This is a genomic window from Bradyrhizobium tropiciagri (assembly GCF_018130545.1).
GTDB lineage: Bacteria > Pseudomonadota > Alphaproteobacteria > Rhizobiales > Xanthobacteraceae > Bradyrhizobium > Bradyrhizobium tropiciagri_A.
In genome coordinates this window covers 1,187,139-1,213,894 of sequence record NZ_JAFCKF010000001.1, presented here as the reverse complement: position 1 = coordinate 1,213,894, position 26,756 = coordinate 1,187,139, and the positions used below count along the sequence as shown (strand labels likewise).

The window sequence follows — 26,756 nt, the reverse complement described above, 5'->3', positions numbered from 1 at the left end:
CTGAAGGACTCCCATGCCGCTTCCGCTCGACCCCGTCATCGAAAAAATCATCCCCCTGCTGCCGCTGCGCGATCCCTCGACCATGACGCCGCAGAGTTGCCGCGATTCGCTGCGCGCGCTGGCCGAGGCGCGCAAGGCGGTGCCGCCGCCGCCCGTCGACGTCGCGCGGGATATCGAAGTGCAGGGCGCCGCGGGCAAGATCGGCGCGCGGCTTTATCGGAGCGGCAGCGGCACGGCGCCGACCGTGATCTTCTTCCATGGTGGCGGCTGGGTCGCCGGCGATCTCGAGACCCATGACCGCCAGGCGCGCAACCTGGTGATCGAGACCGGCGCGGTCGTGATCTCGGTCGACTACCGCCGCCCGCCGGAGACGCGCTTTCCCGGCGCGTTCGAGGATGCGTTCGCCGCGATCCGCGACGTCGTCGCGCGCATCAAAGACTTTGGCGGCGATCTCTCGCGCGTCGGTGTCGCCGGCGATTCCGCTGGCGGCAATCTTGCCGCCACCACGGCGCTGGCCTGCCGCGACGCCGGCATCAAGCTCGCCGGGCAGCTGCTGGTCTATCCCGTCACCGACGTGGTCGGCAGTTTTGCCGATACAGGCGAGAACGCCAAATTTCCGTCACGTGAAGAGAATGCGGAAGGGTACTTCCTGACGCTAGCGACGATGCAGTGGTTCGCCGGGCATTATCTCGCGGACAAGGCGCAAGGGTCCGACTGGCGCGTCTCGCCACTGCGCGCGAAGTCTCTCGCGGGTGTGGCGCCGGCTGTGGTCACGACCGCCTGGTTCGACCCGCTGCGCGACGAGGGCCATGCCTACGCCAAGGCGTTGCAGGCGGCGGGCGTGCAGGTCGCGTACCATACGGGCGAGGGGCTCATTCACGGCTATTTCGGGCTTGGCGATGCGTCGGACGCCGCGCGCGCCGAGGCGCAGCGGGCGCGGGCGGATTTCAAGGTGTTGTTGGAGCGGGGAGTCTAACCACCGTCGTCCCGGCCTTCGCCGGGACGACGGTGTGGATGGTTTCGCGCTCAGCAACCCCCTCAATCATTCCCGATCGTGTCGCCGAACAGCTGCCAGGTCTCACCGTTGAACTTCTGCAGCCGCATTGCTTCCACCGGGAAGTAGTCGGTCGGCGAGGTCTTCACCTTGATGCCGGGCAGGAACATCGGCAGCGCGATGTCGAGGTTGGCGGCCTGCTTCATGATGTTCTCATGGGTGAGGTCGTCGCCGCATTGCTTCAGCACCTGCACCGTCGCCTCCGCCACCACGTAGCCGTAGACGATCAGCTGGTCCTGCAGATTGCCGTCCGGAAAATACTTCTTCATGAAGTCCTGCCAGGCGATCACGTCCGGGTCCGCTTTCCACTGCGGATCGTTCGGATCCTTCAGCGAGTAGGACGAGATGATGTCCTTGGAATGCTCGAAGCCGGCCGGCTTCAGCACCGAGGACACGGAGGTCGAGGTCGCCGCGAGGAAGAACAGGTCCGGCTTCCAGCCGATCTCGCCGATCTTCTTGATCGCCTGCGCCGCTTGCTTGGGGATCGCGTGCATGAACAGCACGTTGGCGCCGGAGGCCTTCAGCTTCACGATCTGGCTGTCGACCGTCGGATCGGTCGATTCATAGGTCGTCTCCGCCACCACCATCTTGGCGGTGTTCTCCGGGCCCAGTCCCTTCTTGAAGCCGTTGCCGTAGTCCTTGCCGGCATCGTCGTTCTGGTAGAACAGCGCGATCTTGGCGTCCGGCTTCTGGGTCAGCACATATTTGGCGTAGACCGCGGTCTCGGCCTGGTACGACGGCTGGAAGCCGATCGTCCACGGATAATGCTGATAGTCGCCCCACAGCGTGGCGCCGGCGCCGACGAACAGCTGCGGCACCTTCTTGTCGTTGAGATATTTGCGCACGGCAAGGCCGGTCGGCGTGCCCAGCGGATTGAGGATCGCGGCGACCTCCTCCTGCTCCACCAGCTTGCGGGTCTGCTCCACCGTCTTCGGCGGCGAGTAGCCGTCGTCGAGCGTGATCAGGTTGATCTTGCGCCCGTTCACGCCGCCCTGGTCGTTGATCATCTTGAAGTAGGCGGCCTGCGTCTTCGCGATCACGCTGTAGGCCGATGCCGCGCCGGAGAATGGCGAGGTCTGTCCGAGCTTGATCTCGGTGTCGCTGGCGCCGGTGCCGTATTTCTTCTCGGCGGCGTGCACCTGTGTCGCGAGCGCAAGCGCTGCGGCTGCCGTAATGGCCTTCCAGATCATCGTGAGCCTCCCTGTGCGTTTTTTGTTGTTCGCAGGGGCAAGCTTACGTGAGGTCGGGGGAAGCAGGCTTGTGGCGAGACGCCGGGGCAGGGATGCGAAAATGCGGCGGGGGCGATGGCCGGGGTAATATCAGGCCGCCAAAATCAGCGAGTGTGCGCTGGCCTGCCGTGATGTGGAATGATTATGAAAATCTCTCGGGGCGCTTCTCACCTCGCCCCGCTTGCGGGGAGAGGTCGGATCGCATCGAAAGATGCGATCCGGGTGAGGGGGTACAGGTCTAACTCAATTCACTGCTGGTGGAAGCAGCCCCTCACCCCGACCCTCTCCCCGCAAGAGCGGGGCGAGGGAGAACTCTAACTCAGCGATACCGCACGCTGCCGGTCGTCACCGGATCGGTCGGCAGCACGGTGGCGCCGGCGCGGCTGGCGGCGGCGGAGGTGATCATGCCGGGCTCGCCCGTTCGCACATTGCGGGGCGGGCTGAATTCGAGGACGACGAGGGCGGCCGTCGCGAGCACCGCCACGGCGGCGGTTGCAATCGCAGGCACCAGTCTTCCGCGCGTATCGAGTGCGCGAACTTGCATTGATCAATTCCTTTATCGGGGTCGTTCTTTGGACGTGATGTAGGAACGGCCAGGCTTCTTCCCAAGAGTGCGGCGCACATGCCTCACAATCAGTTGTACCGGCCGTGACGTCCGTCACGGTGTTCGAGACGATGCGGCGTGGCCGCAAGCGAATCGCATTCGTGTCGGACGGCTTGTTTGCACACTAATATCTGGAAGAGATCGTGGCGTTTTGCATGCGCCTCATGCGCTCGTGATGACGCGCAGTGATGTTGTGATTAATGGATACGCGAGAAGCCGCTTTTGCCTTTATTTATAGGGTTTCTATGTGGGTAAAGGCGGGCGCGTTAAGTGTTTCTTCACGCAACCCCGCGCATCGGCAGAGATTCGCGCTGCGGCGAGCAATGACACCGCTGTCATTGGCGGCAGCTGTCATTGCTCGGTACGTCCTTCGCGGACGCCGTCATTGCGAGGAGTGCAGCGACGAAGAAATCCATCTCTCTTCATGCGGCGTGATGGATGATTTTACTTCACGCGCAATCGCTCAAAGAAGAATCCACTGTTCTCTTCGGCGAGACCGGGCTTGCTTGTCACCGACTTCGCAAGACGCTTGCGCGCCCCGCGCGAGGACACCTGCCACTAGGGCGTCAGGACCACACGCTTTCATCGTCTGCGACGCGGCGCGCTCGTCTCGCGCACCTCTCGCGTCCACCGCATCCCGCACCCAACGTCCGTGACGAACGCGATACACCCCTCTCAGAGAAGGCGAGGCGCGTTGCCTTTACCCGTGAGTTGGGGGCTCATGGAAGAGGAATATTTTCTTTGCGAGGAATTGCGCCAGAAATTCGATTTTGGCGTGGCGGCGGCGCATGTACCGCGTCTAGTCAGGCTTGGTAAATGACAAGATCACCTCTCGGCGCATGCGCCCATCGAGCGACTCTTGGCCGTTGCGCGTGGATGGAGGAGGAAGATAGCGGCGGTTAGCCGGCAGCACTCTAGTGCGTCGTGTCTCGCTGCTTAGGCCGGCTCTCTCGGCGACCGCAGATACGATCTTCGCGTTGGGAATGAAGGTGCCTCGGACCGTATTTTCCCCCACTACGTAAATCGCCTTACCTCCTGGCTTGAGAACACGTGCAGCTTCTGCGACGGACAAGCGCATGTCCTCTATATAATGAGCAAGCACGGCCTCATGTCTTGGAGATAAGCGAGGGCTCAATCTCAGATCCGAAATGATGCGCTTAATGACGTCGTCATTGCGGGCTTGTTGGTCGCTTGTCTCAGTCCCGATCCGGGTTACGTCACCCTTGTTGATAAGCGCGTTCGGAGTCGCGAAGTCGGCTTCGTCGTCAATTACGACCTTCTCGCGCACGCGTTCTAGCTTTTGATTCAGCTTCGCGAGATCGCTAGCGTTCTTCTTGCAGAAGACGACATGGAACCCACTCGCGAACGAGTAGTCGGGGTCGATGACGTCAGAGAAGTTGCGTGCGGCTGGCGACAAATTTGATCGCTGAAATCTGTCAAGGTTCTGCTGAAGAAGCTGAACACTGTCGTTCAACAGATGAATGATAACGCGGTTTCCATCGTCGAGTAGCTTCGCGGTAAGGCAGATCATCATTTCTGTCTTGCCGCTCTGCGGCTCGCCGTAGATGACAAACGAAGTCGTGCCCGCATTCAACGTTTCGCACGCGCTAGAAACAGCGGCTTCCACGCAAGTTGTTTGTTTGCCGAGCTTCTTTAGACGATTGAGCTGCCCCAGATAACGATCGCGCTGAGCCGCGATCTCCCTCAGCTCTTCGACATTGACAGCCAATCCTTTTCCCCTTCCCCATCGCAGTTGAGTGTTCTCTTTCTTGCGATCATAGCGGGTAGCTAGTCGGCAGCATAGGGTTGGCTTACTTCTCCGATGGTCGCATTGCGCTGTGACGATACGTCACAAAACGAAAACGGCCGGGTCATCGACCCGGCCGTTCAAAACTCTCCGCGAATTCCGCTTTCGCAGTCTCGCTCAGCTCGCCTTCTTCACTGGTGCCGGCTTGCCGATCTTCTTCTCGATCGCGCGCTTCAGGTCGAGGGCGCGGGGCGAGAGCACGTCGGCCTTGGCCTTGAGCAGGTAGGCATCGAGGCCGCCATTGTGGTCGACGCTCTTCAGCGCGTTGGTCGAGACGCGCAGGCGCACGTTGCGGCCGAGCGCATCCGAGATGAAGGTCACGTTGGCCAGGTTCGGCAGGAAGCGCCGCTTGGTCTTGATGTTGGAGTGGCTCACCTTGTGGCCCGTCTGGGGGCCCTTGGCCGTCAGTTCGCAGCGCCGGGACATCTTACAAAATCCTTATTGCATCCCCGCCGCTCTGCCAGGCGTGCAATCACACGGCCCGCGCGGGGGTTTTGAATTCGCGTCCATTTTCCAGGAACCGCGGGTGTATAGGGGCAGATCACCGAAGCGTCAAGATTATATCGCCGCATGGCGGTATCGGAGAATGCCGGTTCATAAGCCGTTCCAGCCACTTAACGGCTGAAATGGCAACCATATAAAGGGCGTATTCGGCTGCAAGTCTTGGTTCCATAAGAGACGCGCGTGTTGTCCGGCCGATGTGCTGCTAGAAAATGGACAACGGATCAAGCGCCGATAGCAGGACCGTCAGGTAGGTTAAGTGACGACCGCCATTGCCATTTTGCCCCCGCTCGGCCGGCTCCTCGGCCTGTGCGCCGGTGCCCTTTTGCTGTTTTGTGCCGAGCGCGCCAGCGCGCAGGGTCGGCTCGACGCCCAGTATGAGGCCACCCTGGCCGGTATCCCGGTCGGCAAGGGCTCCTGGACCATCGAAATCGGCGACGACAGCTTCTCGGCCTCGGCCCAGGGCGGCACCGCGGGGCTTTTGAAGGCGTTTTCCGGCGGTTCGGGCTCGGGCGCCTCGCAGGGCCGCGTCGTCAACGGGACGCTGGCGGCCGCCTCCTACACCGCGACCACCACCACCTCGAAGAAATCCGAGACGATCCGGATGGTGCTCGCCAATGGCGGCATCAAGGAATCCGCGATCGAGCCGGAGCCGCCGGTCGATGCCGACCGCCTGCCGGTGACCGACGCGCAGAAGAAGAACGTGTTCGATCCGATGACCGGCTCGTTCCTGCGCGCGCCCGGCAATGCCGAATTGATGAGCCCGGATGTCTGCCGCACCGGCGCCGGCGTGTTCGACGGCCGCATGCGCTACGACCTCAAGCTCGATTTCAAGCGGGTCGAGATCGTCAAGGCCGAGCGCGGCTATCACGGCCCGGCGCTGGTCTGCGCGCTCTATTTCGTGCCGATCTCGGGCTACATCCCGGATCGCCCCGTGATCAAATACCTCGCCGCCCAGCGCAACATCGAGATCGCCTTCGTGCCGATCGCCGGCACCCGCCTGCTGGTGCCGTTCCGCATGACGATCCCGACCCCGCTCGGCCAGGCCATGCTGGAAGCGACCTCGTTCGTCACCACAGCCGCGCCGCCGCGCGTGGCGAAGACGCAGTAACAGATAGCGCAACCTCGTCATTGCCGGGCTTGACCCGGCAATCCATCCGTTTCGAGAGAGGTTTGTTTGGTCGATGGATGCCCGGGTCAAGCCCGGGCATGACGAGTGGTGCAACAAACGTCACCGGAATCCAGTTGACTCTTGTTCGCTTCTGATTCGACTCGCCCACCTCTGGAACTTAAGGAATTCAGTCCGCATATCCTCTGCTTGTGGAGCCCTCTCAAACTTGATCTAGTGCCGCCGCCGTAGGGTCTACCCGAGATGTTGCGGTGAACGTTTCAGGCCCGGAAGGGAGTCAGCGATTCGGCCGCGATTCGTTCTAGACTCGTTCCGAAGCTTAAGGGCGGCGCAGGAAGCGTCGCATTGTGAGACAGATTTTGCGAAAGGATGCGTGAATCCGATGCCGTTGTTGGATCGCGCCGGAGTGACGATATTGGAAGAGCGCGCTGCATGTTCTCCCTCGCCCCGCTCTTGCGGGGAGAGGGTCGGGGTGAGGGGCTCTCACCACAAGCACGCTCGCGGATGGTCCCCCTCACCCGGCGCGATGCGCCGACCTCTCCCCGCGCGCGGGGCGAGGTGACTTCCTAGGCGCGCATCCGCGCGACACGCCCTAACAAGAAACACCTGCAAAAAATGGTTTTCTCAACTTCGTTCGGAAATGACCGCGTGCCCGGTGCTGGTGTCACTGCGGTGCTGGGGCCGACCAACACCGGCAAGACGCATCTTGCGATCGAGCGCATGCTTGCGCATTCGTCCGGCCTGATCGGGCTGCCGCTGCGGCTGCTGGCGCGCGAGGTCTACAACAAGATCGTCGATCGCGCCGGCGTCGATAATGTCGCGCTGGTCACCGGCGAGGAGAAGATCAAGCCGAAGGCGCCGCGCTTCTGGGTCTCGACCGTGGAAGCGATGCCGCGCGATCTCGATGTGTCGTTTCTCGCGGTCGATGAGATCCAGATCGCCGCCGATCTCGAGCGCGGGCACGTCTTCACCGATCGCATCCTCAATCGCCGCGGCCGCGACGAGACGCTGCTATTGGGTGCTGCGACGATGCGGCCGATCATCGAGCGGCTGCTGCCGGGCGCGTCGATCGTCACGCGGCCACGGCTTTCGCAGCTCGAATTCGCCGGCGACCGCAAGATCACGCGGCAGCCGCGCCGCACGGCAATCGTCGCGTTCTCCGCCGATGAAGTCTACGCGATCGCCGAGCTGATCCGCCGCCAGCACGGCGGCGCGGCCGTGGTGCTGGGCTCGCTCTCGCCGCGCACGCGCAATGCGCAGGTCGCGATGTTCCAGAACGGCGACGTCGATTATCTCGTCGCCACTGACGCGGTCGGCATGGGGCTCAATCTCGACGTCGATCACGTCGCCTTCGCCTCCGACCGCAAGTATGACGGCTATCAGTTCCGCCGGCTGACGCCGGCCGAATTCGCCCAGATCGCCGGCCGTGCCGGGCGCGCCACGCGCAACGGCACCTTCGGCACCACGGGCCGCTGCGCGCCGTTCGAGCCGGAGCTCGTCAATGCGCTGCAGAACCACACCTTCGACAGCGTCAAGATGCTGCAATGGCGCAACGCCAAGCTGGACTTCTCCTCGCTCGGCGCGCTCCAGGTGTCGCTGGCGCTGACGCCTAATCATGAGGCACTGACGCGGGCCCCGGTGGCCGAGGATTTGCGGGTGCTCGAACATGTCGCACGCGACGCCGAGGTGCGCGAATGGGCGCATGGGGCCAAGGCGGTGGAGCGGCTTTGGGAGGCCTGCCAGGTTCCGGACTACCGAAAGCTGTCGCCGGCCGCCCATGCCGAACTCGTGACCACGCTGTATGGCTTCCTGATGCAAAAGGGGCGTATCCCTGACGCATGGTTTGCCGCCCAGGTCGACCAGGCCAACCGGACCGACGGCGATATCGACACGCTATCGGGCCGGATCGCGCAGATTAGGACCTGGACCTTTGTTGCCAACCGGCCCGACTGGCTCTACGACCCGGACCACTGGCAGGGGATCACGCGCGACCTCGAAAATAAATTATCCGATGCGCTGCATGAACGGCTCACGGAGCGTTTCGTTGACAGGCGGACCAGTGTATTGATGCGCCGCCTGCGGGAGAACTCAGTTTTGAATACGGAAATTGGCAAGACCGGCGAAGTGATCGTGGAAGGCCACGTGATTGGCCGGCTCGATGGTTTCACCTTCGCACCTGATGCGGCCGAGGCCGGCAGCGACGCCAAGGCGCTGCAAGCCGCCGCCCAGCAGGTGCTGGCGCGCGAGATCGATGCGCGTGCCGAGAAACTGGGCGCCGCCCCCGACGAGCAGTTCGTGCTGACCTCCGACGGCACCATCCGCTGGACCGGCGATGCGGTGGCCAAGCTGGTCGCGGCCGACGACGCGCTGCATCCGCGGCTGCGCATCATTTCCGACGAGCGGCTGACCGGCGCCTCGCGTGAGGCCGTGCAGACCCGGCTCGATCTCTGGCTCAAAACGCATATCGAAAAGCTGCTCGGGCCGCTGTTCGAGCTGTCCAAGGCCGAGGATATCCAGGGCATCGCCCGCGGCATCGCCTTCCAGCTGGTCGAGGCGCTCGGCGTGCTCGAGCGCAGCAAGATCGCGACCGAGATGAAGGATCTCGACCAGCCGTCGCGCGCGGCGCTGCGCAAATACGGCGTGCGGTTCGGCGCCTACCACATCTATTTCCCGCAGCTCTTGAAGCCCGCGGCGCGCTCGCTGGCCTCGCTGCTGTGGGCCGAAAAGCAAAACAATGTCGACATGGCTGCGCTGTCGAATGTGCAGCATCTGGCGAGTAGCGGCCGCACCTCGTTCCCGGTCGACAAGACCTTGCCGCGCGACGGCTATCGCGTGCTCGGCTATCGCCAGTGCGGCGAGCGCGCGGTGCGCGTCGATATCCTGGAGCGGCTCGCTGACCTGATCCGTCCGGCGCTGGCCTGGCGCGAGACCTCGCCGGGCGAGAAGCCCGCCGGTGCGTTCGATGGCCGCGGCTTTGTCGTCACCCAGGCGATGACCTCGCTGACCGGCTCCGCCGGCGAGGACTTTGCCTCGATCCTGCGCGCGCTCGGCTACCGCATGGACCGCCGCCCGCCGTTGCCGCCGAAGCCGGTCGAGGCTGCGCCGGCCGAGACCACGGAGACGGTCGCTGCCGAGGCGACGTCTGACGCCGCCGTGGACGCGCCGGTCGATGCCGCCGCTGAGGTGGTGGCCGATGCGCCGGAGGCTGCGGTCGATCATCAGCCGGTGTCCGGCGATCCCGCGCCGTCGGCCGCGCTGCTGCCCGATGTCGGCTTTGCCGCGGTCGCCGCCAGCGAAGCCACACCGGTCGTGGTCGAGACCCATCAGGATGCGGTGGCCGAGCGTGCCGCGCCGGTGGATGAGCCCGCGGCTGCTGTCGAAGAACCCGCTACTGAGGCGCCGGTTGCTGAAGCCGCAGCCGAGCCTGCGCCAGCCGTGGAAGCGGCTGCAGAGACGCCGGCTGAAGCTGTTGCCGAAGCGCCCGCCGAGGCCGCAAGCGCTGACGCTGCGCCCGCTGAAGCTGCCGCCGAGGCCGCTCCTGCTGCCGCGGAGACGCCGGCCGAGCCGCAGCTGGTCGAAGTCTGGCGGCCCGGTGGCCGCTCCGACGAGCGCCGTCCGCATCATCGCGGCCACGATCGCAACCGTGGCCGCCACCAGGGTAAGCCCGCCGAGGGCGCACAGGCCGCTGAAGGCGGCGGCGAGGGCGAGGCCAAGCGCGAGCAGCATCGCCGTCCGCGCCGTCACCAGGATTTCCGCACCCCGCGTCCCGGCGCGCCGGCGGATCCGTCGGCCGCGCCCGCCGATGGCGCGCAGGCCCGCGACAACAGGGATGACAAGGGCCAGCGCCGCGAGCGCTTCGAGGGCAAGGGTCGTGACCGCGAGAATGAGCGTCGTCGCGATAACAAGTTCGGTGGCGGCGATCGCAAGGGCGAGCGCGGCGATCGTGACCGTGGCGGCCGCGATTTCGGCAAGGGCGGCCGCGACAAGCGCGAGGGCGGTCCGTCGCATCGGCCCTACGCCTCGAGCGCACCGCGCGAGCGCGACCGGCCGATCGATCCGAACTCACCGTTCGCCAAGCTCGCTGCCCTGAAGGAGCAGCTCGCGGGCCGAAAGGAATAGTCCAACCCTTGGTCTAACGATTGGATCGACAGCGCCTCGACAAATGGCTGTGGCACGCACGGGTCGTGAAGGCCCGCACCAGCGCGGCTGAACTCGTCGCATCAGGGCATGTCCGGATCAACGGCAATCGCGAGAAATCGCCGGGCCATGCGGTGAAGGCGGGCGATGTCGTCACTGTTGCGCTCGACAACAGCGTCCGCGTGCTGAAGGTAACAGGCTTCGCCGAGCGGCGCGGCGATGCCAGCTCGGCGCGCGTGCTGTATGAGGATTTGCAGGCCGGCAATTTGCAAGCCGGTAAGGAGTAGTTATCTAGCGCTTGCTATTCCGAGCGAGCATGATCCGGAAAAGTGGGTCCGGTTTTCCTCGCGACAAACGCGTAGCGTTTGCCCGGGGATCATGCTCCCAACAAAACTGGCGGGCAGTGGCGTGAGAATACTGGCGTTTTTCGGGGGCCGCTTCCCTTGCGGCCCCGGTATTCCTGCGCTACGCAACCCCAGAAAAATAGATCGTTCCGGAGTTTTGGATGACCTACGTCGTCACTGAAGCCTGCATCAAGTGCAAATATACCGACTGCGTCGAGGTCTGCCCCGTCGATTGCTTCTACGAGGGCGAGAACATGCTGGTCATCCATCCCGACGAATGCATCGATTGCGGCGTGTGCGAGCCGGAATGCCCGGCTGACGCCATCAAGCCGGACACCGAACCGGGCCTGGAAAAGTGGCTCGAGGTCAACCGCGACTACGCCAAGAGCTGGCCAAACATCACCCAGAAGAAGGACTCGCCCGAGGACGCCAAGGAGTGGGAAGGCAAGGACGGCAAGTTCGAGAAATATTTTTCTCCGAATCCGGGCAGCGGCGACTGATTCGCTGACGTCCGTGGATTTCGGTCCGGGACTACCCCGATAAGGGCGGGCTTCGACCCGCGGCGGCCTTGGTTCGGCCGCCGATTTAACCCTAATGACGGACATATGACCTGAGGATGCCCTGTTATGCCCGGAATCGGGCGTAAACCATTGATTTTTGCGGAAAATGTGCTATATCGGACACATTACAGGCCAAGAACCCCCTGCCATGCGTACCTTGTGGCTTCGAGGTTCCCGCAACAATCGAACAGGGGCGTGGCAGTTTCCGCGCGCAGGCTGTGTCACAGAAAACGCGTAAAAAGAGTGCTTCAAAGACGACAAAGAAAGCCGCTGTCGTTGCTCGCAGCGCAACCAAGGGCCGTGCCAAGGCGCCTGTGAAGGGCGCCAAGAAGGCCGCGGCTGCAAAGTCCTCAAAGAACAAAAGAAGCGTGATGCCAGAAAAGACTGCCAAGACTGCCGCGAAAGCGGCAGCTGCGAAGCCCGCTGCTGCGAAGGTCGCCCCGAAAACTGCTGCTGCGCCGAAGCCGGCCGCCCCGAAGGCTGCCGTCCCCGCCGCTGCTCCGAAGGTTGCCGCCAAGCCGGCCGCTGCGCCGCGCGTCGAGGAGCCGAAGAAGGTCGTGACCCAGCGTCAGGGCTTCAAGGCCAATGAATTCGTGGTCTATCCCGCTCACGGCGTCGGCCAGATCCTGGCCATCGAGGAGCAGGAGATCGCGGGCGCCAAGCTCGAGTTGTTCGTGATCAACTTCATGAAGGACAAGATGACGCTGCGCGTCCCGACGGCGAAGGTCGCCAATGTCGGCATGCGCAAGCTGTCGGAGCCGGCGCTCGTCAAGAAGGCGCTGGAGACGCTGAAGGGCCGTGCCCGCGTCAAGCGCACCATGTGGTCGCGCCGCGCCCAGGAATACGAAGCGAAGATCAATTCGGGCGACATCGTTGCGATCGCCGAGGTGGTCCGCGATCTCTATCGTTCGGAATCGCAGCCCGAGCAGTCCTACTCTGAACGCCAGCTCTATGAAGCGGCGCTCGACCGTCTGTCGCGCGAGATCGCTGTCGTGCAGCACTCGACCGAGACCGAGGCGATCAAGGAGATCGAAGGCCAGCTCGCCAAGAGCCCGCGCCGCGGCGCCAAGGCGGAACTCGAGGGTGAAGGCGAGGGCGATGCCGACGGCGAGGATGCCGATACCGATGGCGACGACACCGCCGTCGAAGACGAAGCCGCCTGAAAGGGTTCGACGGATTGAAAACAAAAGCCCGGTCGCAAGACCGGGCTTTTTGTTTGGGAGTGAAATCCCTCGTCTTGCGCTGCTCACCTCTCCCACTAGGAGAGAGGCGATCCGAATGTGCGGAGCAACACCGGCAAACTTGCTCTTGCATGTCCCCCTGCCGCAATCGCCGCTTGGCGGATTGCCGCGACTCATAACCTTCTGTTGCCCGCTGGCGGCGATCTCGCGGAACCAGCGAGGGGCGCGGCATGCTTGCAGGACGGTCGCTGGGGCGCGGTTACGACTGGCTGTGGACCGCGTTTGCGGTCTCGACGTTCGGCACCTGGATCGCGTTCGACGCCTTCCCGCTGCTTGCGATCCTGGTGCTGCATGCACCGCCGGAGGCGGTCTCGGCGCTGGCGTCGGTCGGCCTGCTCGCCGGGGCCGCGGTCGCGCTGCCGCTCGGGCCGTGGATCGAATTTCGCCGCAAGCGGCCGGTGATGATCGCGATGGACCTCATTCGTTTCGCCGCGACGATCAGCGTGCCCATCGCGTTCGTGCTGGGACGGCTGAGCTTCGCGCAGCTCGTCGTCGTCGCCGTCATCATGGCGGCCGCCGACATCGCTTTCCGAGCGGCGAGCGGCGCCTGCTTGAAGGCGCTGGTCAGGCCGGACGATCTGGTGATCGCGAACGGCCGGTTTGAATCGACGACCTGGACCGCAACCGCGATCGGTCCGCCGCTCGGCGGTGCGGCGATCGGCGTGCTCGGTCCTGTGGTGACCGTGATCGCCAACGCAATCAGCTTTCTGCTCTCGGCGGCGGCGATCCGCCGGATCGGCGGCAGCGAGCCCGCGCCCGCCCAGCGCCCGGCGCAGGGCTTACGCGCGGCCGGGCTGATTGAGGGCTGGCGCACCATCCTCGCGCACCCCGTGCTGCGCCTGCTGTTCGTCAACAGCGTGCTGGTCAACGGCCTGATCATGGCGACGGCGCCGCTGCTAGCGGTGCTGATGCTGCGCGATCTCGGTTTTGCCCCCTGGCAATACGGGCTCGCTTTCGGTGCGCCTTGCATCGGCGGGCTGATCGGTGCGCGGCTCGCGCCCTCTCTCGCCGCGCGGTTTGGGCAGCACAATGTGTTGCTCGCAGCAGGCACGCTGCGTGCGTGTTGGTCGCTCGGCCTCGCCTTGATCCCGCACGGCGCGGCGGGGATCGCCGTCGTCTTCGTGCTTCAGTTCGGTCTCGTCACTTGCATCGGTATCTTCACTCCGGTGTTCGCGGCCTATCGGCTGGCCCAGATCGAGATGGAGCGGACGGCGCGCGTGCTCTCGGCCTGGGCCATCACCAGCAGTGCGACGATCGCGGTGCTGACGGCGCTGTGGGGCGTGCTGGCGGGCCTCATGGGGGTCCGTGCGGCAGTCGCGCTCAGCGGACTGCTGCTGCTGACGACGCCGCTATTGCTGCCGCGGCGTGCGCTCAGGATGAGCGCTGCTTGATGCCCTGCATCCGGGCTACGTAGGCAGCCCAACCGTCATCCCCGCGCAAAGGCGAAGCCTTTGCGCGGGGATGACGGTGAGAACCTTTCGCCTGCGCTACTTCACCCGCTGCTTCTCGAGTTTGCGCGCCAGCGTCCGGCGGTGCATGCCGAGGCGGCGGGCGGCTTCCGAGATGTTGAAGTCGGTCTCGATCAAGGTCTGGTGGATGCGTTCCCATTCCAGCGTCTTGATCGAGGTTGGCCGCGCACCGACCTCGATGGCGGCGTTGCCGGCGGCTTTCTGGAATGCGGCCTCGATGTCGTCGGTGTTCGACGGTTTTGCGAGATAGTGGCAGGCGCCGAGCTTGATCGATTCGACCGCGGTGGCGATGCTGGCAAATCCGGTCAGCACCACGATCAGCATCTCGGGGTCATGCGCATGCAGCGCCTCGACGCAGGCGAGACCAGACGCGCCGCCGGCGAGCTTGAGGTCGACGACGGCATAGCCGGGCGACTGCTGCTCGAGCAGCTCGCGGACCTCGTCGAGCGAGGTGGATACGGCGACGCCGTAGCCGCGGCGCTCGAACGAGCGCTTCAGGGTGCGGGCAAAGCCGGAATCGTCCTCGACGATCAGAAGCTGGCGTTCATCCGTCAAGATGGTCTCCGATCGCAAGCGTCGACAGCGGCAGCTCGAGCCTGACCGTGGCGCCGATGTCCGGCCGGTTGCGCGCCGTCACCACGCCGCCAAGCTTGCGGACGACATTCACTACCAGGAACAGGCCGAGGCCGCTGCCGGGGCTGCCCTTGGTCGATTGATACGGTTTGCCGATATGTGAAAGCATCTCGCGCGAGAAGCCCGGGCCGCGATCGTTCACCGACAGCAGCAGCTTATCGGAATTGCGCTCGGCCATCAGCTCGATCCATTCGCGCGAGACCTCGGCGGCATTGTCGAGCACGTTGAAGATCGCCTGCTTGAGCGCGATGTCGGAGACGATCGCCAGATCAGCGCCGAACGCGTTGCGGAAATACAGCGTGGCCGACGGCCGCGTCGTCCGCCATTCCTCCACCAGTGCGGTCAGGAACGCGGCGACCGTGGTCGGCGAGGAGCCTTCGCCGCGGGCTTCGCCGGCCGACAGCAGGATGCCGGTCACGATCGACTTGCAGCGCTGCACCGAGATCTCCATCTCGCCGAGGTCCTGCGACAGCTCGGGATCGGAAGCGAGCACGGGCATCCGGCGCCAGTCGCCCAGGATCACCGAGAGCGAGGCGAGCGGCGTGCCGAGCTCATGCGCGGCGCCGGAGGCCAACAGGCCGATCCGGACGATATGGTCCTGCTCGGTGGCGTGCTGGCGCATCGCCGCGAGGCGCAGGTCGCGGTCGCGCAAATTGCGGTTGATCCGGGTCATGAACACGACGAGCAGCACCGCGTCGAGCACGAGGCCGATGAAAGTGCCGGCGATATACAGGTTAAAGGCGTCGGCAAAGCCCTGCTGCGGCAGCTCCAGCGGCCGGTAATAGCTGGTCAGCCAGGCGAAGTTCATGCAGACCAGCGCCACCAGCGACCAGGTCGAGGGCGCATCGAGCAGCACCGCGCCGAGCGTCACCTGCAGCAGATAGAGCGAGGTGAAGGGATTGGTGGCACCGCCGCTAAGATAGAGCAGGGCGGTCAGCGCCGCGACGTCGAGCGCCAGCGCGACCAAAAGTTCGCGGTTGTTGATGTCGGCGCGGTAGCGCAGCCACAGCAGGCTGACGACATTGAGCGCCACCAGCCCGAAGATCACGGCCGCAAGCGGCAGCAACGGCAGCGCGACGCCCATCCAGAACTGCACGAAGCCGATGGTGGCGATCTGGCCGATCACGGCGATCCAGCGCAGCTGGACCAGGAGGGCCATGTTCTTGCGGTTGGTCGCGATATCGGCGGGGCTTGCGAGATCGAACGGCATGCCGGCAGCCGGGCTCACGGCGGACGGCATCACGGCCGTGCCGGTCGCGGCATTCTCCTCATGCGGATCCGATGTGCGCTCGAGCATCTGGGCCTGGGTCGCGAGACAGATTGCGGGCTGCGCCGATCAGGCGGCGCACGGCGGCGCGCCTTGAACTCCACCCTGGATCGGAAGCGCCGGCGCGGCTCCCACCGACGATGCGCAGGAGCGCGCCGGCCAGCATAAAGGCCAGCGCGAACCATGTCAGCGCGTAAATCAGGTGGTTGTTCGGAAACCGCACGATCGTGAGCCCGCCGAGGGGGGTGCCGCCGGGATTTGGCGTCGCATCGGCATCGATGAAATAGGGGGCGACGTGCGACAATCGGTGTGCGGCGGCGATCGCGGCGACGTCGCGTGAATACCAGCGGCCCGCCGCGGGATCGTTGCTGCGCAGGAAGCCGCCCTTCGGCTCTGACATCCGCAGCAGCCCGGTGACGCTGACCGGACCCTGGAGGTCGCTGTCGCGTCGTGTCGCGGGATCGCGCTTGTCGGGCGGAACGAAGCCGCGATTGACCAGCACGGTGGTTCCGTCGGCCATCTGCAGCGGCGTCAGCACCCAGAACCCGGGGCCTTCGGCCGTCACGGCCTGCGCCAGAGTCTCCTCGGCATTGAGGAACGTGCCGCTTAGGGTGACGCGGCGATATTCATCGCTCGCCGCCGTGACTGCCGGCCATGACGATGGCGGCGGCGGCGCGACCGGCGCCGCATGCATGCGCTGTTCGACCCGTTCGATCAGCGCCAGCTTCCAGGCCCTGCGTTCGATCTGCCAGACGCCGAGCGCGCTCAGCAGCACCACGCCCAGCATGCCGAGCGTGAGCAGCACAAGCGATGGTCTGGCGGACCGCATCGTCACGGCATCTGGCTCATGTCGTGCATCGGCATCATGTTGATGTTGAGATGATGCATGACCCACAGCGAGCCGGTCAGGGCGATCACCACCATGATCACGGTGAAGATCATCGCCATCATGGTCCAGCCGTTCTCGGACCGCGTGTTCATGTGCAGGAAGTAGATCATGTGGACCACGATCTGCACCGCCGCGAGCACCAGCACGATCAGCGCGGTGACCGCCTTATCGGCGATCGCGCCGGTCATCACCAGCCAGAACGGAATTGCGGTGAGAATCACCGAGAGGCCGAATCCGATCAGGTAGCTCTTCAGCGAACCATGGGCGGCGCCGCCATGGTCGTCATGACCGTGATCGTGGGTGTCGGAGTGCAAGGCGTGAGAGTCTGATGTCATCGCAGCATTCCCAGGAGGTAGACGAAGGTGAAGACGCCGATCCAGACCACGTCGAGGAAGTGCCAGAACATCGAGAGGCACATCAGCCGACGCCGGTTGGCCGTGGTGAGGCCGAAGCGCGCGGTCTGCACCATCAGCGTCACCAGCCATACCAGGCCGAAAGTGACGTGCAGACCGTGGGTGCCGACCAGCGTGAAGAAGGACGACAGGAAGGCGCTACGCTGCGGCGTGGCGCCCTCATGAATCATGTGGGCGAACTCGGTGAGCTCGATGCCGAGGAAGGCGAGGCCGAACAGACCGGTGATCGCGAGCCAGAGCTGGGTCTGGCCGATCTTGGACTTCTCCATCGTCAGCATGGCGAAGCCGTAGGTGATCGAAGAAAGCAACAGCATCGTGGTGTTGAGCGCCACGAGCTTGAGGTCGAACAGATCCTTCGGCGACGGGCCGGCGGCGTAGTTGCCGCCGAGCACGCCATAAGTCGCAAACAGCATCGCGAAGATGAGGCAGTCGCTCATCAGGTAGATCCAGAAGCCCAGCATGGTGCTGGCGCCTTCCGGATGATCGTGCTCGTCGACGACGTGGAAGATCGGCTCGGAGTCTTGAGTGGTGATGGTTGTCGCTACGCTCATGTCTGGGCTCCCGCGGCGAGAACGCGTGTCCGCGCATCTTCAGTCCGCACCACCTCATCCGCCGGGATGTGGAAGTCACGGTGATAGTTGAAGGTGTGGCCGATCGCGACCGCGAGCAGCGCAACGAAGCTGACGGCGGCGAGCCACCAGATGTACCAGATCAGCGCGAATCCCATCACCGTCGCGAACCCTGCGAGGATGATGCCGGTGCCGGTGTTGGACGGCATGTGGATCGGCTTGAATCCACCCAGCGGGCGCTTGTAGCCGCGGCGCTTCATGTCCCACCAGGCGTCGTTGTCGTAGACCACGGGCGTGAAGGCGAAGTTGTAGTCCGGCGGCGGCGACGAGGTCGCCCATTCCAGGGTGCGCGCGTTCCAGGGATCGCCGGTGGTGTCCTTGAGCTGCTCGCGGCGGAGGATGCTGACCGCGAACTGCATCAGCATCGCGCCGATGCCGAGCAGGATCAGGAAGGCGCCGAAGGCCGCGATGACGAACCAGATCTGCAAGGACGGATCGTCGAACACGCGGAGCCGGCGGGTCACGCCCATCAGGCCGAGCACGTAGAGCGGCATGAAGGCGAAGTAGAAGCCGGAGACCCAGAACCAGAACGACAGCTTGCCCCAGAATGGATCGAGCCTGAAGCCGAACGCCTTCGGGAACCAGTAGTTGATGCCGGCGAACAGGCCGAACAGCACGCCGCCGATGATCACGTTGTGGAAATGCGCGATCAGGAACAGGCTGTTATGTAGCACGAAATCGGCCGGCGGCACCGCGAGCAGCACGCCGGTCATGCCGCCGATCACGAAGGTCAGCATGAACGCCACCGTCCACATCATCGGCAGCTCGAAGCGGATGCGGCCGCGATACATCGTGAACAGCCAGTTGAACATCTTCGCGCCCGTCGGGATCGAGATGATCATGGTGGTGATGCCGAAGAACGAGTTGACGCTGGCGCCGGAGCCCATCGTGAAGAAGTGGTGCAGCCAGACCAAATAGGACAGGATGGTGATGACGACGGTGGCGTAGACCATCGAGGTGTAGCCGAACAGCCGCTTGCCGGAGAACGTCGCGGTCACCTCGGAGAAGATGCCGAATGCCGGCAGCACCAGGATGTAGACCTCGGGGTGGCCCCAGATCCAGATCAGGTTCACGTACATCATCGGGTTGCCGCCGAAGTCGTTCGTGAAGAAGTTGGTGCCGACGTAACGGTCGAGCGACAGCAGCGCCAGCACCGCGGTCAGCACCGGGAAGGAGGCGACGATCAGGACGTTGGTGCAGAGCGAGGTCCAGGTGAACACCGGCATCTTCATCATCGTCATGCCCGGCGCGCGCAGCTTGACGATGGTGCAGACCAGGTTGATGCCCGATAGCGTGGTGCCGACGCCGGCGACCTGTAGTCCCCATATGTAATAGTCGACGCCGACGTCTGGACTGTAGCCGATGTTCGACAGCGGCGGGTAGGCGAGCCAGCCGGTGCGGGCGAATTCGCCGACGAACAGAGACATCATCACCAGCACCGCGCCGCCGACCGTCATCCAGAAGCTGAAATTGTTGAGGAAGGGGAAGGAGACGTCGCGGGCGCCGATCTGCAGCGGCACCACGTAGTTCATCAGGCCGGTGACCAGCGGCATCGCCACGAAGAAGATCATGATCACGCCGTGGGCGGTGAAGACCTGGTCGTAGTGATGGGCCGGAAGGTAGCCGTCGGAGCCGTTGAAGGCGATCGCCTGCTGCAGCCGCATCATCAGCGCGTCCGCGAAGCCGCGCAGCAGCATCACGATGCCGAGGATCATGTACATGATGCCGATGCGCTTGTGGTCCACCGTGGTGAACCACTCGCGCCACAGATAGGTCCAGAGCCGGAAGTAGGTGACGATCGCGAACAGCGCGAGGCCGCCGGTCGCTACCACCGCGAAGGTGCCGACCAGGATCGGCTCGTGCAGCGGCAGCGCTTCCAGGTTGAGGCGGCCGAAGATCATCTTGACGAGATCGGGATTCATGCGGTCCTCCTCAGGACTCTGATTTCGGACGCTGGCCGAGCAGCAAGGATGTCGATGACGGATGGGCCGGCGAGAACGGCGGGCGCTTCAGCCCGAAGCCGCGCAGCGGCGTCAGGTCGAGCGGCGCGGTGACCTCGCGCGACGGCGCATCCTTGATCTCGTCCATCGAGCAGATGCCCGCGACGAAGGTGGGCTCGGAGCCGAGCGGCGCGCCGCGGCGGGCATATTTGTCGTAAGTCAGCGGCAACGTGTTGTTGAAGCCTTCGCGTCCCAAGCCGCCCTTGGCGTCGATCGCCATCATCTCGCTCATGCACATCTTGCCGGGCTCGACGCACATGTTGAGGATCGCCTTGTAGAGATCGCGATCGACCGAGCGATAGAGCCGGACCGGATCGTTCTCGCTCGGGCGCTCGAGCTGCAGATAGTCGGTGCGGCCGAGCATGTTGGAGCTCGCCTTGGCGGTCGCGATCCACTTGTCGAAATCGGCATTCGACAGGCTCTTGAACTCGAAGTGCATGCCGGAGAAGCCGGCGCCGCTGTAATTGGCGGAGAAGCCGCGGAAGGTGCCGGGCTTGTTGGCGACTGCGTGCAGCTTCGTCTCCATCCCCGGCATGGCGTAGATCTGGCCGGCAAGGGCGGGGATGTAGAACGAGTTCATCACGGAGGAGGCCGTGATGCGGAAGCGGATCGGGCGGTCGACCGGAGCTGCGAGCTCGTTGACGGCGGCGACGCCGTAATCGGGGTAGATGAACAGCCACTTCCAGTCGAGCGCGACCACCTCGACATTGAGTGGGGCGTCCTTGCTCTCGATCGGCTTGTCGGCGGCGATGCGGCCGAGCGAGCGGTAGGGATCGAGCAGATGGGTGCCCATCCAGGTCAGCGCGCCCAGGCAGATGATGATCAGAAGCGGTGCCGACCAGATCACCAGCTCGAGCTGGGTGGAGTGATCCCAGTCCGGCTCGTAAGGTGCCTGGGTATTGGACTGGCGATAGCGCCAGGCGAAGAAGATCGTCAGCGCCATCACCGGAAGCACGATGATCAGCATCAGCACGGTGGAGATCACGACGAGATCGCGCTGCTGGGCGGCGATGTCGCCGGCTGGCGCCAGGACGACGAAATCGCACCCGCCAAGGAGCGCCGCGAACGGCAATAAGGCCAATAATTTCAAGGCGCGCACGGCTCACCCCACTGGAATTTTATGAGTTCGGCCAAGGGGTAGCTGCGATGCAGCAAAGTTGACATTGGACAATTTGTCCAATGTTGCACTGCGGGATAGAAGGTCAGAAGGTGAGGTGGACCGCGTGGCAAAGTCTGCCCGTGGCCTCTTCTAGTTCGAGCATGATTGGTTCGGAAAACCGGTTTCCACTTTTCCGGATCATGCTCCCAAAGGACGGTTTTCCGGCGATGGCACAGGCCCCAGCAATGGCTCACGGCACCCCGACCGCATCAGGTCACGGGCAGGCGAAACCCGGCGAAATCGCCATCGGCGTCATCATCGGCCGCACCTCGGAGTTCTTCGACTTCTTCGTCTATGCGATCGCCTCGGTGATCGTGTTCCCGAAGCTGGTGTTTCCGTTCGTCAACGAGCTGACCGGCACGCTCTACTCCTTCGGCATCTTCGCGCTGGCCTTCGCCGCGCGGCCGCTCGGCACCGTGATCTTCATGGCGGTCGACCGTCGCCACGGCAAGGCCGCCAAGCTCGTCATCGCGCTGTTCCTGCTTGGCACCGCGACCGTCGCGCTCGCCTTCCTGCCCGGCTACGACACGATCGGCGCGGCGGCGATCTGGCTGCTCGCCGCCGCGCGCGTCGTGCAAGGTATCGCTTGGGGCGGTGCGTGGGACGGGCTCGCCTCGCTACTCGCGATGAATTCGCCGCCGAACAAGCGCGGATGGTACGCGATGGTACCGCAGCTCGGCGCGCCGCTCGGGCTGATCGTGGCGAGCGCGCTGTTCGCGTTCTTCGCCGGCAACCTCTCGGCGGATGATTTCTTCGATTGGGGCTGGCGCTATCCGTTCTTCGTTGCCTTCGCCATCAACGTGGTGGCGCTGTTCGCGCGACTGCGCATGGTGGCGACCGATGAGTATTCAGAGCTGTTCGAAAGCCGCGATCTGGAGCCGGCGCGGGTCGGTGAGACCATCGCGCAGGAGGGCCGCAACATCCTGCTCGGCGCGTTCGCGCCGCTGGCGAGCTTTGCCCTGTTCCACATGGTCACGGTGTTTCCGCTGTCCTGGGTGTTCCTGTTCACCAAGGAAAGCCCGGTGCGCTTCCTCATCATCGAGATGATCGGCGCCATGGTCGGGGTCGCCGCGATCATAGCCTCCGGCATGATCGCCGACCGCGTCGGGCGCAAGCCGCTGTTGCTCGGCTCGGCGGTCGCGATCGCGGTCTATAGCGGCTTCGCCCCGCAGCTGCTCGACGCGGGCGCGTTCGGTGAGACGATCTACATGGTGCTCGGCTTTGTGCTGCTCGGGCTGTCGTTCGGCCAGTCGTCGGGCGCGATCGCGTCGAACTTCGCGCGCAACTATCGCTACACCGCCTCGGCGCTGACCTCGGATTTGGCCTGGCTGTTCGGCGCCGGCTTTGCGCCGCTGGCCGCGCTGCTGCTGGCGACGCATTTCGGCCTGATCTCGGCCGGCGCGTATCTGTTGTCGGGCGCGGTGTGGACGTTGCTGGCGCTGTGGCTGAGCGGCCTGCGCGAAGCGGAGGCCTGATCTAGCGGAACAGTCCGTCGACGCGGAAGGAATAGCCGAGGCCGACGATATAGTTCGGCGAATTGCGGTTGAGCCCGAACGCGACGTGAAGGTCGAGCTGCTGGGTCGGCGTGATCCGGTACATGCCGCCGGAATTGATCAGCTGGATCGGCCGTGCGCCGTCGGGATAGTCGCCGACATATTCGGTGAACACGCCGATCCGCTCGGTCAGCTTCCTCTCGATCACGAAGGTCGCTTCCGACATGTGCTGGCCGGTCAGCTCGGCGGGGCGGAAGAATTCCGTGAACATGCCGCTGACGCCCCAGCCGTCATGCAGCTCCCATGACCATGGCAATTGGATGTAAGGCTGCGCGCCGCGGCCGGCGATGGCCGCAGCACCGGTCGGCAGCGCGATGCCGGCGGTGATCGAGAGGTCGATCTTCCCGGGCACCGGGCTGATCTGCCATTTGATTCCCGGCGCGACGTCGGAAAAGCCCGAGGCGCCTGGCGATCTCAGCGTGCCGACATAGCTCGGCAGGTCGACCAGCACTTCGAGGCAGGGCGCGATGCCGAGCCGCCAGCGGCTGTTGCTGCCGTCGATGCTGCGGCCAACGTCGCGGCCGGTCAGGTTGACGCCGTTCTCGTTCTGCAGGCTCCCGACCGGCACGACGATACTCGAATTGGTGACGTCGGGCCGGTCGGTCGCAATTTCGTCGCTCGGCTTGGGACAGCCGTCCGCGCGCGCGGCGGTGGCTGCTGCGAGTGTGAGCGCAGCAAGCACGCACCCGAGTTCGGCAAGTCGAGCGACGGCGCCGAACCTGGTCTGAAACACTGGGGATGCTCCAATAGCGCGGCGCGGCTGCGGAGGTGGCAGCTGCGATCAAAGATCGACGAGGCCGTGCGGATATTCCTCGCGGGCAAGAAAAAACTTCAACAAGACGCGTGATTGTCGGCGATCAATGCCGCTGGCGTCCAGTGCAATGACGGGCGGCATTTCAGGGAATAGAATGGCAGCGTGGCTGCTCCTGTTGTGGTGGCAAACAGGAGACCCGGAATGACCATTCGTTCGATCGCAGGCGCGTTGGCGCCGCGGCAGGCCAAAATCGTGGCGATGGCGGCCATCGCGATCCTGCTCGCGCTGAACAGCGCCCGGGCGGCGGGAGATCCGGCGCGCGGCGCCACGCTGTACCAGGGCTGCGGCGATTGCCATTCGATCGAGAAGAACGACGTCGGCCCGATGCACAAGGGCGTGGTGGGCCGCCTCGCCGGTACGGTCGCGGGCTATAATTATTCGCCGGCGCTGAAGAACTCGAAGATCGTGTGGACCGAGGAGAATCTCGACAAATGGCTAACCGGTCCGGACGCGATGGTTCCGGGCACCAAGATGTTCTACGAGGTTGAGGATCCGAAGGATCGAGCCGACATCATCGCCTTCCTCAAGGAGAAAGCGAAGTAAGACGTTCTCGCCCTCTCCGTCGTCCCTGCTTTCGCCGGGACGACAGTGGTGAGCCTCAATCCACCACGATCTTGACGCGGTCGCGCGGCTTGACCTGGGCGTGGGCGTCGAGACCGTTGAGCACGCGGAAGCGTTCGGCCGGGTGGTCGACGCCGGCCATGCGATGCGACAGTGATTCCACGGTGTCGCCGGGCTGCACGTTGATCACCTTGATGCGCAGCGGGCGCGCGGCCTGGATCTCGTCAAGGGTCAGGCGACGGAATGAATTGACGGTCTCGCGCGCATTGCGTTCGCTCTCGGTGGATTTCTGCTTGGCGGCGAAGATGAAGCGGTAGACGTCGCTGCCGAAGCGCAGCGCATAGACCTTGAACTGCCACTGGTCGCCATGCGCGGTGGCCGAGGCCGCCGGAAAGCCGTTGATGTTGAGGTCCTCGGTCGAGGACTTCTCGACGCCTTCCATCCAGCCGGAATTCAGATAGTCGCCGAGCGACTGTTCGGCCGGCACTCGCACCACGTCGAAGCGCATCGCCTGGCTGCCGCCTTCGCGCACGCCGATCACCGCCTGCGCGGTGTTGTCGAGCGTGAAATTCTCAGGCGCGGTGAAGGTGAAGCCGAGCTTCGGATGCAGGAAGCGGCGGCCGCGGACAAAGCCCTCGCTGGGATCTTCGCCATAGACGATGTTGTCGATCGCGGCGAGATAGGTCTCGCGGTCGCGCTCGTTGCTCTCGGGCGATGAATATTGCCGCGCGGTGGTCTGCGCGTTGTTGATGCGCTCCGGCGTTGCCGGATGCGACGAGGTGAAATCCTGCGCGCGCGGATCGAGCGCGGTCTTGCCGATCTTGAGCGCGGCATTGCGCTCCATCGCGGTCAGGAAGCGCGCCGCGCCATAGGGATCGAAATGCGCGCGGGCGGCGATCCCGACGCCGATGCCGTCGGCCTCGAATTCCTGTTGCCGCGAGAAGCTCGCCATCGTCAGCTTGGTCTTGGCGAGCGCCAGCGCGGTGAGATCGGGATCGGTGCTCATGTCGGTGACGACGCGCGTCACCACCGCCGCCTGGCGCGCCTGGTCCTCGCGCATCGCGGCGTGCTTGGCCAGCACATGCGCCATCTCGTGGCTCAGCACCGAGGAGAGCTCCGATGTGTCGCTGGCGAGCGCGATCAGGCCGCGCGTGACGTAGAGCTGGCCGGTCGGCAGCGCGAAGGCGTTGACCGCGCCGGAGTTGAGGATCGTCACCTTGTAGGCCTGGTCGGGCCGTTCGGAGGCGGCGACCAGCCGCTCGACGGTCTTGCTGATCAGCGCCTCGAGCTTCGGGTCGTCATAGGCGCCGCCATAGGACGACAGGATGCGCTCGTGCTCGCGCTCGCTGTTGGGCGTCTGCTGCACCACCCGGTTCGGCTTCACCGGCGCCGCCGCCGCGGTCGGGGTAACCTGCTCGAAGCGGCCGACATTGCCGCACGCCGACAGCGTCAGGGCCGCGCAGACGAGCACAGGCGCAGCCGAAAGCCGGCGGCCAGTCCCATTTTCACGCCGTCCTGCGCGCTCCATCACGTCAAAAACTCACAAATTGTCCCGAAAATCGGACGGGGTGCGTGTCCTGAGGGCCGCTAGTTCCCGCCGAGCACTTCAATCTGCCCCACCCGGAGCAGTTCGATTCGCGGCCCACGTCGCGCTTCCACCCAGCCCCGCACACGAATCCTACGATTTTCCAGAGACTTGGGCGAAAGCCCGGCCGCCTCAAACGCAGGGACTATGCGCCTTGAAATAGTCAGAGCAAAGTCCCGAGTCCAGTTTCGGCCGAAATTCAGGTAGGTCGTCGCCCCCGCCTGGCGAACGGACAAAACCCTGCCCTCGACCACCATAAAGCGCCCGATCCCGGCCAAAATATCGTCCGGACTTTCGGCGTTTTTTATGACACTGGCCTCGGCCCAGGTTCCCGACCGGGCCGCCCGCGCCTCGCCCTCCGCCGCCATCAGCGCCGCGGCGCAGTCCTTGTCGGCGATCTCGGACGACACCAGCGCGAGGCCCTGACGCAGCAGCTCGCCCTGCACGGGGTGCTCCTGGCCTTCGAGGAATGCGTAGGCGGGCTGCCGGCCGTAGCGGTCCGGCGTGTCGTCCGACCCGCGCAGCGTCACCTCGCGGCCGACCAGCAGTGCGGTCAGCATTGCCATGGCCTTGGTCCGATCGGCCACCTCGATGCCGGCGAGCTTGACCTCACGGCCGTCGTCGAGCCGCAGGCTGCGTGCATCGACCACGGCCGCGACGCGCCCGTCGCCCTGAATCTCGAAATTGCAAGCGGCCGCTTCGGCACGTCCGACACATGCGACGATTGCGAGCGCGCAGGCTGCGAACGTCACCGTCCGCGGACGGCGTTGCCATGCTCGAATGTGTGGAGGCGTCATGTTGCACTCTTCACTCCGGCGACGCTCCGTTCCGAGCGTTGGCCACAGAGGCAGTCTGACGGAAAGATCGTCGCGGAGCCACAAGCGAAGGCGCCTTGATTCGGCGAACATTTTTTCGGTAGCGCTTCTCATCGCGCGCAGGGACGTATCGCGGGTTTCACATCAATGCGTGCGCGCTATGGGACAAACGCGCCTCGCATGTCCTTTGCCACGGCGAAGATGCCCGTCCGATCGCGCGCAGCGCGGTCCTCGCGCGCGTCAACCTTACCCATTGACCATCTCAACTTCGTGCGCGGAATGAGAATTCGTTATTATTGCCAATGACTTGCGACGCAAGGTAACTATTCGGCAATTTTTAGAAATAGCGGCCGATTGCGGTCG

At 64.5% G+C, this 26,756-nt stretch carries 23 protein-coding genes; 9 read left to right on the top strand and 14 right to left on the bottom strand.

Annotated elements, in window-relative coordinates; translation table 11 throughout:
* Positions 1-13: 13 nt before the first annotated feature.
* Positions 14-976 (top strand): alpha/beta hydrolase, encoded by a 963-nt coding sequence (locus JQ616_RS05850; RefSeq protein ID WP_212012893.1) that lies wholly within the window; start codon positions 14-16, stop codon positions 974-976.
* Positions 977-1,038: 62 nt separating this feature from the next.
* Here the strand turns inward: JQ616_RS05850 and JQ616_RS05845 are convergent, their stop codons facing one another.
* The 4 genes from JQ616_RS05845 to rpmB all read right to left on the bottom strand — a co-directional run bounded on the left by JQ616_RS05845 (position 1,039) and on the right by rpmB (position 5,120).
* On the bottom strand, positions 1,039-2,244 hold the full coding sequence (locus JQ616_RS05845) for an ABC transporter substrate-binding protein (protein WP_212012891.1): 1,206 nt from the start codon (positions 2,242-2,244) through the stop codon (positions 1,039-1,041).
* A 358-nt stretch (positions 2,245-2,602) separates the two neighbouring features.
* Complete coding sequence (locus JQ616_RS05840; protein ID WP_212012889.1) at positions 2,603-2,827, bottom strand: hypothetical protein; 225 nt, start codon at positions 2,825-2,827, stop codon at positions 2,603-2,605.
* Between the two features lie 859 nt (positions 2,828-3,686).
* Positions 3,687-4,616, bottom strand: coding sequence for a DEAD/DEAH box helicase family protein (locus JQ616_RS05835; protein WP_212012887.1), 930 nt, complete (start codon positions 4,614-4,616; stop codon positions 3,687-3,689).
* Positions 4,617-4,811: 195 nt separating this feature from the next.
* Positions 4,812-5,120, bottom strand: coding sequence for a 50S ribosomal protein L28 (gene rpmB, locus JQ616_RS05830; protein WP_095731635.1), 309 nt, complete (start codon positions 5,118-5,120; stop codon positions 4,812-4,814).
* A 355-nt stretch (positions 5,121-5,475) separates the two neighbouring features.
* Here rpmB and JQ616_RS05825 point away from each other — a divergent pair, with 355 nt between their 5' ends.
* The 6 genes from JQ616_RS05825 to JQ616_RS05800 all read left to right on the top strand — a co-directional run bounded on the left by JQ616_RS05825 (position 5,476) and on the right by JQ616_RS05800 (position 13,997).
* Complete coding sequence (locus JQ616_RS05825) at positions 5,476-6,306, top strand: DUF3108 domain-containing protein (RefSeq protein WP_212013161.1); 831 nt, start codon at positions 5,476-5,478, stop codon at positions 6,304-6,306.
* Positions 6,307-6,939: 633 nt separating this feature from the next.
* Positions 6,940-10,443, top strand: coding sequence for a helicase-related protein (locus JQ616_RS05820; protein WP_212012885.1), 3,504 nt, complete (start codon positions 6,940-6,942; stop codon positions 10,441-10,443).
* A 20-nt stretch (positions 10,444-10,463) separates the two neighbouring features.
* The gene (locus tag JQ616_RS05815; protein ID WP_212012883.1) at positions 10,464-10,748 is read left to right on the top strand and encodes an RNA-binding S4 domain-containing protein; all 285 of its coding nucleotides are present in this window, start codon (positions 10,464-10,466) and stop codon (positions 10,746-10,748) included.
* Positions 10,749-10,966: 218 nt separating this feature from the next.
* Positions 10,967-11,305, top strand: a complete 339-nt coding sequence (gene fdxA, locus JQ616_RS05810; protein ID WP_212012881.1) for a ferredoxin FdxA — start codon at positions 10,967-10,969, stop codon at positions 11,303-11,305.
* Positions 11,306-11,736: 431 nt separating this feature from the next.
* A complete protein-coding gene (locus tag JQ616_RS05805; protein WP_212012879.1) occupies positions 11,737-12,528 on the top strand; it encodes a CarD family transcriptional regulator in 792 nt (263 codons plus the stop codon).
* Between the two features lie 248 nt (positions 12,529-12,776).
* Complete coding sequence (locus JQ616_RS05800) at positions 12,777-13,997, top strand: MFS transporter (RefSeq protein WP_212012878.1); 1,221 nt, start codon at positions 12,777-12,779, stop codon at positions 13,995-13,997.
* A 96-nt stretch (positions 13,998-14,093) separates the two neighbouring features.
* On the opposite strand, the gene JQ616_RS05795 is transcribed toward JQ616_RS05800, so the two are convergent.
* Genes JQ616_RS05795 through cyoA form a run of 7 tightly spaced genes read right to left on the bottom strand, consistent with a single transcriptional unit; the run spans position 14,094 to position 21,005 of the window.
* The gene (locus JQ616_RS05795) at positions 14,094-14,630 is read right to left on the bottom strand and encodes a response regulator transcription factor (protein WP_212012877.1); all 537 of its coding nucleotides are present in this window, start codon (positions 14,628-14,630) and stop codon (positions 14,094-14,096) included.
* The gene (locus JQ616_RS05790) at positions 14,620-15,948 is read right to left on the bottom strand and encodes an ATP-binding protein (RefSeq protein WP_433995954.1); all 1,329 of its coding nucleotides are present in this window, start codon (positions 15,946-15,948) and stop codon (positions 14,620-14,622) included. The genes JQ616_RS05795 and JQ616_RS05790 overlap by 11 nt, the downstream gene beginning before the upstream one ends.
* A gap of 28 nt (positions 15,949-15,976) precedes the next feature.
* The gene (locus tag JQ616_RS05785) at positions 15,977-16,780 is read right to left on the bottom strand and encodes an SURF1 family protein (protein ID WP_433995946.1); all 804 of its coding nucleotides are present in this window, start codon (positions 16,778-16,780) and stop codon (positions 15,977-15,979) included.
* Positions 16,781-16,806: 26 nt separating this feature from the next.
* The gene (gene cyoD / locus JQ616_RS05780; protein ID WP_212012875.1) at positions 16,807-17,199 is read right to left on the bottom strand and encodes a cytochrome o ubiquinol oxidase subunit IV; all 393 of its coding nucleotides are present in this window, start codon (positions 17,197-17,199) and stop codon (positions 16,807-16,809) included.
* A complete protein-coding gene (gene cyoC / locus JQ616_RS05775) occupies positions 17,196-17,828 on the bottom strand; it encodes a cytochrome o ubiquinol oxidase subunit III (protein ID WP_212012874.1) in 633 nt (210 codons plus the stop codon). Before cyoC ends, cyoD begins: the two co-directional genes overlap by 4 nt.
* A complete protein-coding gene (gene cyoB, locus JQ616_RS05770) occupies positions 17,825-19,828 on the bottom strand; it encodes a cytochrome o ubiquinol oxidase subunit I (protein WP_212012873.1) in 2,004 nt (667 codons plus the stop codon). Before cyoB ends, cyoC begins: the two co-directional genes overlap by 4 nt.
* 10 nt (positions 19,829-19,838) lie before the next feature.
* The gene (gene cyoA, locus JQ616_RS05765; RefSeq protein ID WP_212012871.1) at positions 19,839-21,005 is read right to left on the bottom strand and encodes a ubiquinol oxidase subunit II; all 1,167 of its coding nucleotides are present in this window, start codon (positions 21,003-21,005) and stop codon (positions 19,839-19,841) included.
* Between the two features lie 245 nt (positions 21,006-21,250).
* Between cyoA and JQ616_RS05760 the strand changes: the two genes are divergently transcribed.
* The gene (locus JQ616_RS05760) at positions 21,251-22,540 is read left to right on the top strand and encodes an MFS transporter (RefSeq protein WP_212012869.1); all 1,290 of its coding nucleotides are present in this window, start codon (positions 21,251-21,253) and stop codon (positions 22,538-22,540) included.
* Position 22,541: 1 nt separating this feature from the next.
* On the opposite strand, the gene JQ616_RS05755 is transcribed toward JQ616_RS05760, so the two are convergent.
* Entirely contained in the window at positions 22,542-23,351 is an 810-nt protein-coding gene (locus JQ616_RS05755) for a transporter (RefSeq protein ID WP_212012867.1), read from the bottom strand.
* 222 nt (positions 23,352-23,573) lie between these two features.
* On the opposite strand from JQ616_RS05755, the gene JQ616_RS05750 reads away from it, so the two are divergent.
* Positions 23,574-23,975: a c-type cytochrome gene (locus JQ616_RS05750; RefSeq protein WP_212012865.1), complete on the top strand. Its 402-nt coding sequence runs from the start codon at positions 23,574-23,576 to the stop codon at positions 23,973-23,975.
* Between the two features lie 55 nt (positions 23,976-24,030).
* On the opposite strand, the gene JQ616_RS05745 is transcribed toward JQ616_RS05750, so the two are convergent.
* Both JQ616_RS05745 and JQ616_RS05740 read right to left on the bottom strand, forming a co-directional pair.
* Entirely contained in the window at positions 24,031-25,521 is a 1,491-nt protein-coding gene (locus tag JQ616_RS05745) for a M48 family metalloprotease (RefSeq protein WP_212013158.1), read from the bottom strand.
* 59 nt (positions 25,522-25,580) lie between these two features.
* Entirely contained in the window at positions 25,581-26,375 is a 795-nt protein-coding gene (locus JQ616_RS05740; RefSeq protein WP_212012863.1) for a thermonuclease family protein, read from the bottom strand.
* Positions 26,376-26,756 lie beyond the last annotated feature (381 nt).

Coding starts and splice junctions, on each gene's coding strand:
- JQ616_RS05850 (WP_212012893.1), top strand. CDS start 14: ATGCCGCTTCCGCTCGACCCCGTCATCGAAAAAATCATCCCCCTGCTG.
- JQ616_RS05845 (WP_212012891.1), bottom strand. CDS start 2,244: ATGATCTGGAAGGCCATTACGGCAGCCGCAGCGCTTGCGCTCGCGACA.
- JQ616_RS05840 (WP_212012889.1), bottom strand. CDS start 2,827: ATGCAAGTTCGCGCACTCGATACGCGCGGAAGACTGGTGCCTGCGATT.
- rpmB (WP_095731635.1), bottom strand. CDS start 5,120: ATGTCCCGGCGCTGCGAACTGACGGCCAAGGGCCCCCAGACGGGCCAC.
- JQ616_RS05820 (WP_212012885.1), top strand. CDS start 6,940: ATGGTTTTCTCAACTTCGTTCGGAAATGACCGCGTGCCCGGTGCTGGT.
- fdxA (WP_212012881.1), top strand. CDS start 10,967: ATGACCTACGTCGTCACTGAAGCCTGCATCAAGTGCAAATATACCGAC.
- JQ616_RS05805 (WP_212012879.1), top strand. CDS start 11,737: ATGCCAGAAAAGACTGCCAAGACTGCCGCGAAAGCGGCAGCTGCGAAG.
- JQ616_RS05800 (WP_212012878.1), top strand. CDS start 12,777: ATGCTTGCAGGACGGTCGCTGGGGCGCGGTTACGACTGGCTGTGGACC.
- JQ616_RS05790 (WP_433995954.1), bottom strand. CDS start 15,948: ATGCCGTCCGCCGTGAGCCCGGCTGCCGGCATGCCGTTCGATCTCGCA.
- cyoD (WP_212012875.1), bottom strand. CDS start 17,199: ATGACATCAGACTCTCACGCCTTGCACTCCGACACCCACGATCACGGT.
- cyoC (WP_212012874.1), bottom strand. CDS start 17,828: ATGAGCGTAGCGACAACCATCACCACTCAAGACTCCGAGCCGATCTTC.
- cyoB (WP_212012873.1), bottom strand. CDS start 19,828: ATGAATCCCGATCTCGTCAAGATGATCTTCGGCCGCCTCAACCTGGAA.
- JQ616_RS05760 (WP_212012869.1), top strand. CDS start 21,251: ATGGCTCACGGCACCCCGACCGCATCAGGTCACGGGCAGGCGAAACCC.
- JQ616_RS05750 (WP_212012865.1), top strand. CDS start 23,574: ATGACCATTCGTTCGATCGCAGGCGCGTTGGCGCCGCGGCAGGCCAAA.
- JQ616_RS05745 (WP_212013158.1), bottom strand. CDS start 25,521: ATGGAGCGCGCAGGACGGCGTGAAAATGGGACTGGCCGCCGGCTTTCG.
- JQ616_RS05740 (WP_212012863.1), bottom strand. CDS start 26,375: ATGACGCCTCCACACATTCGAGCATGGCAACGCCGTCCGCGGACGGTG.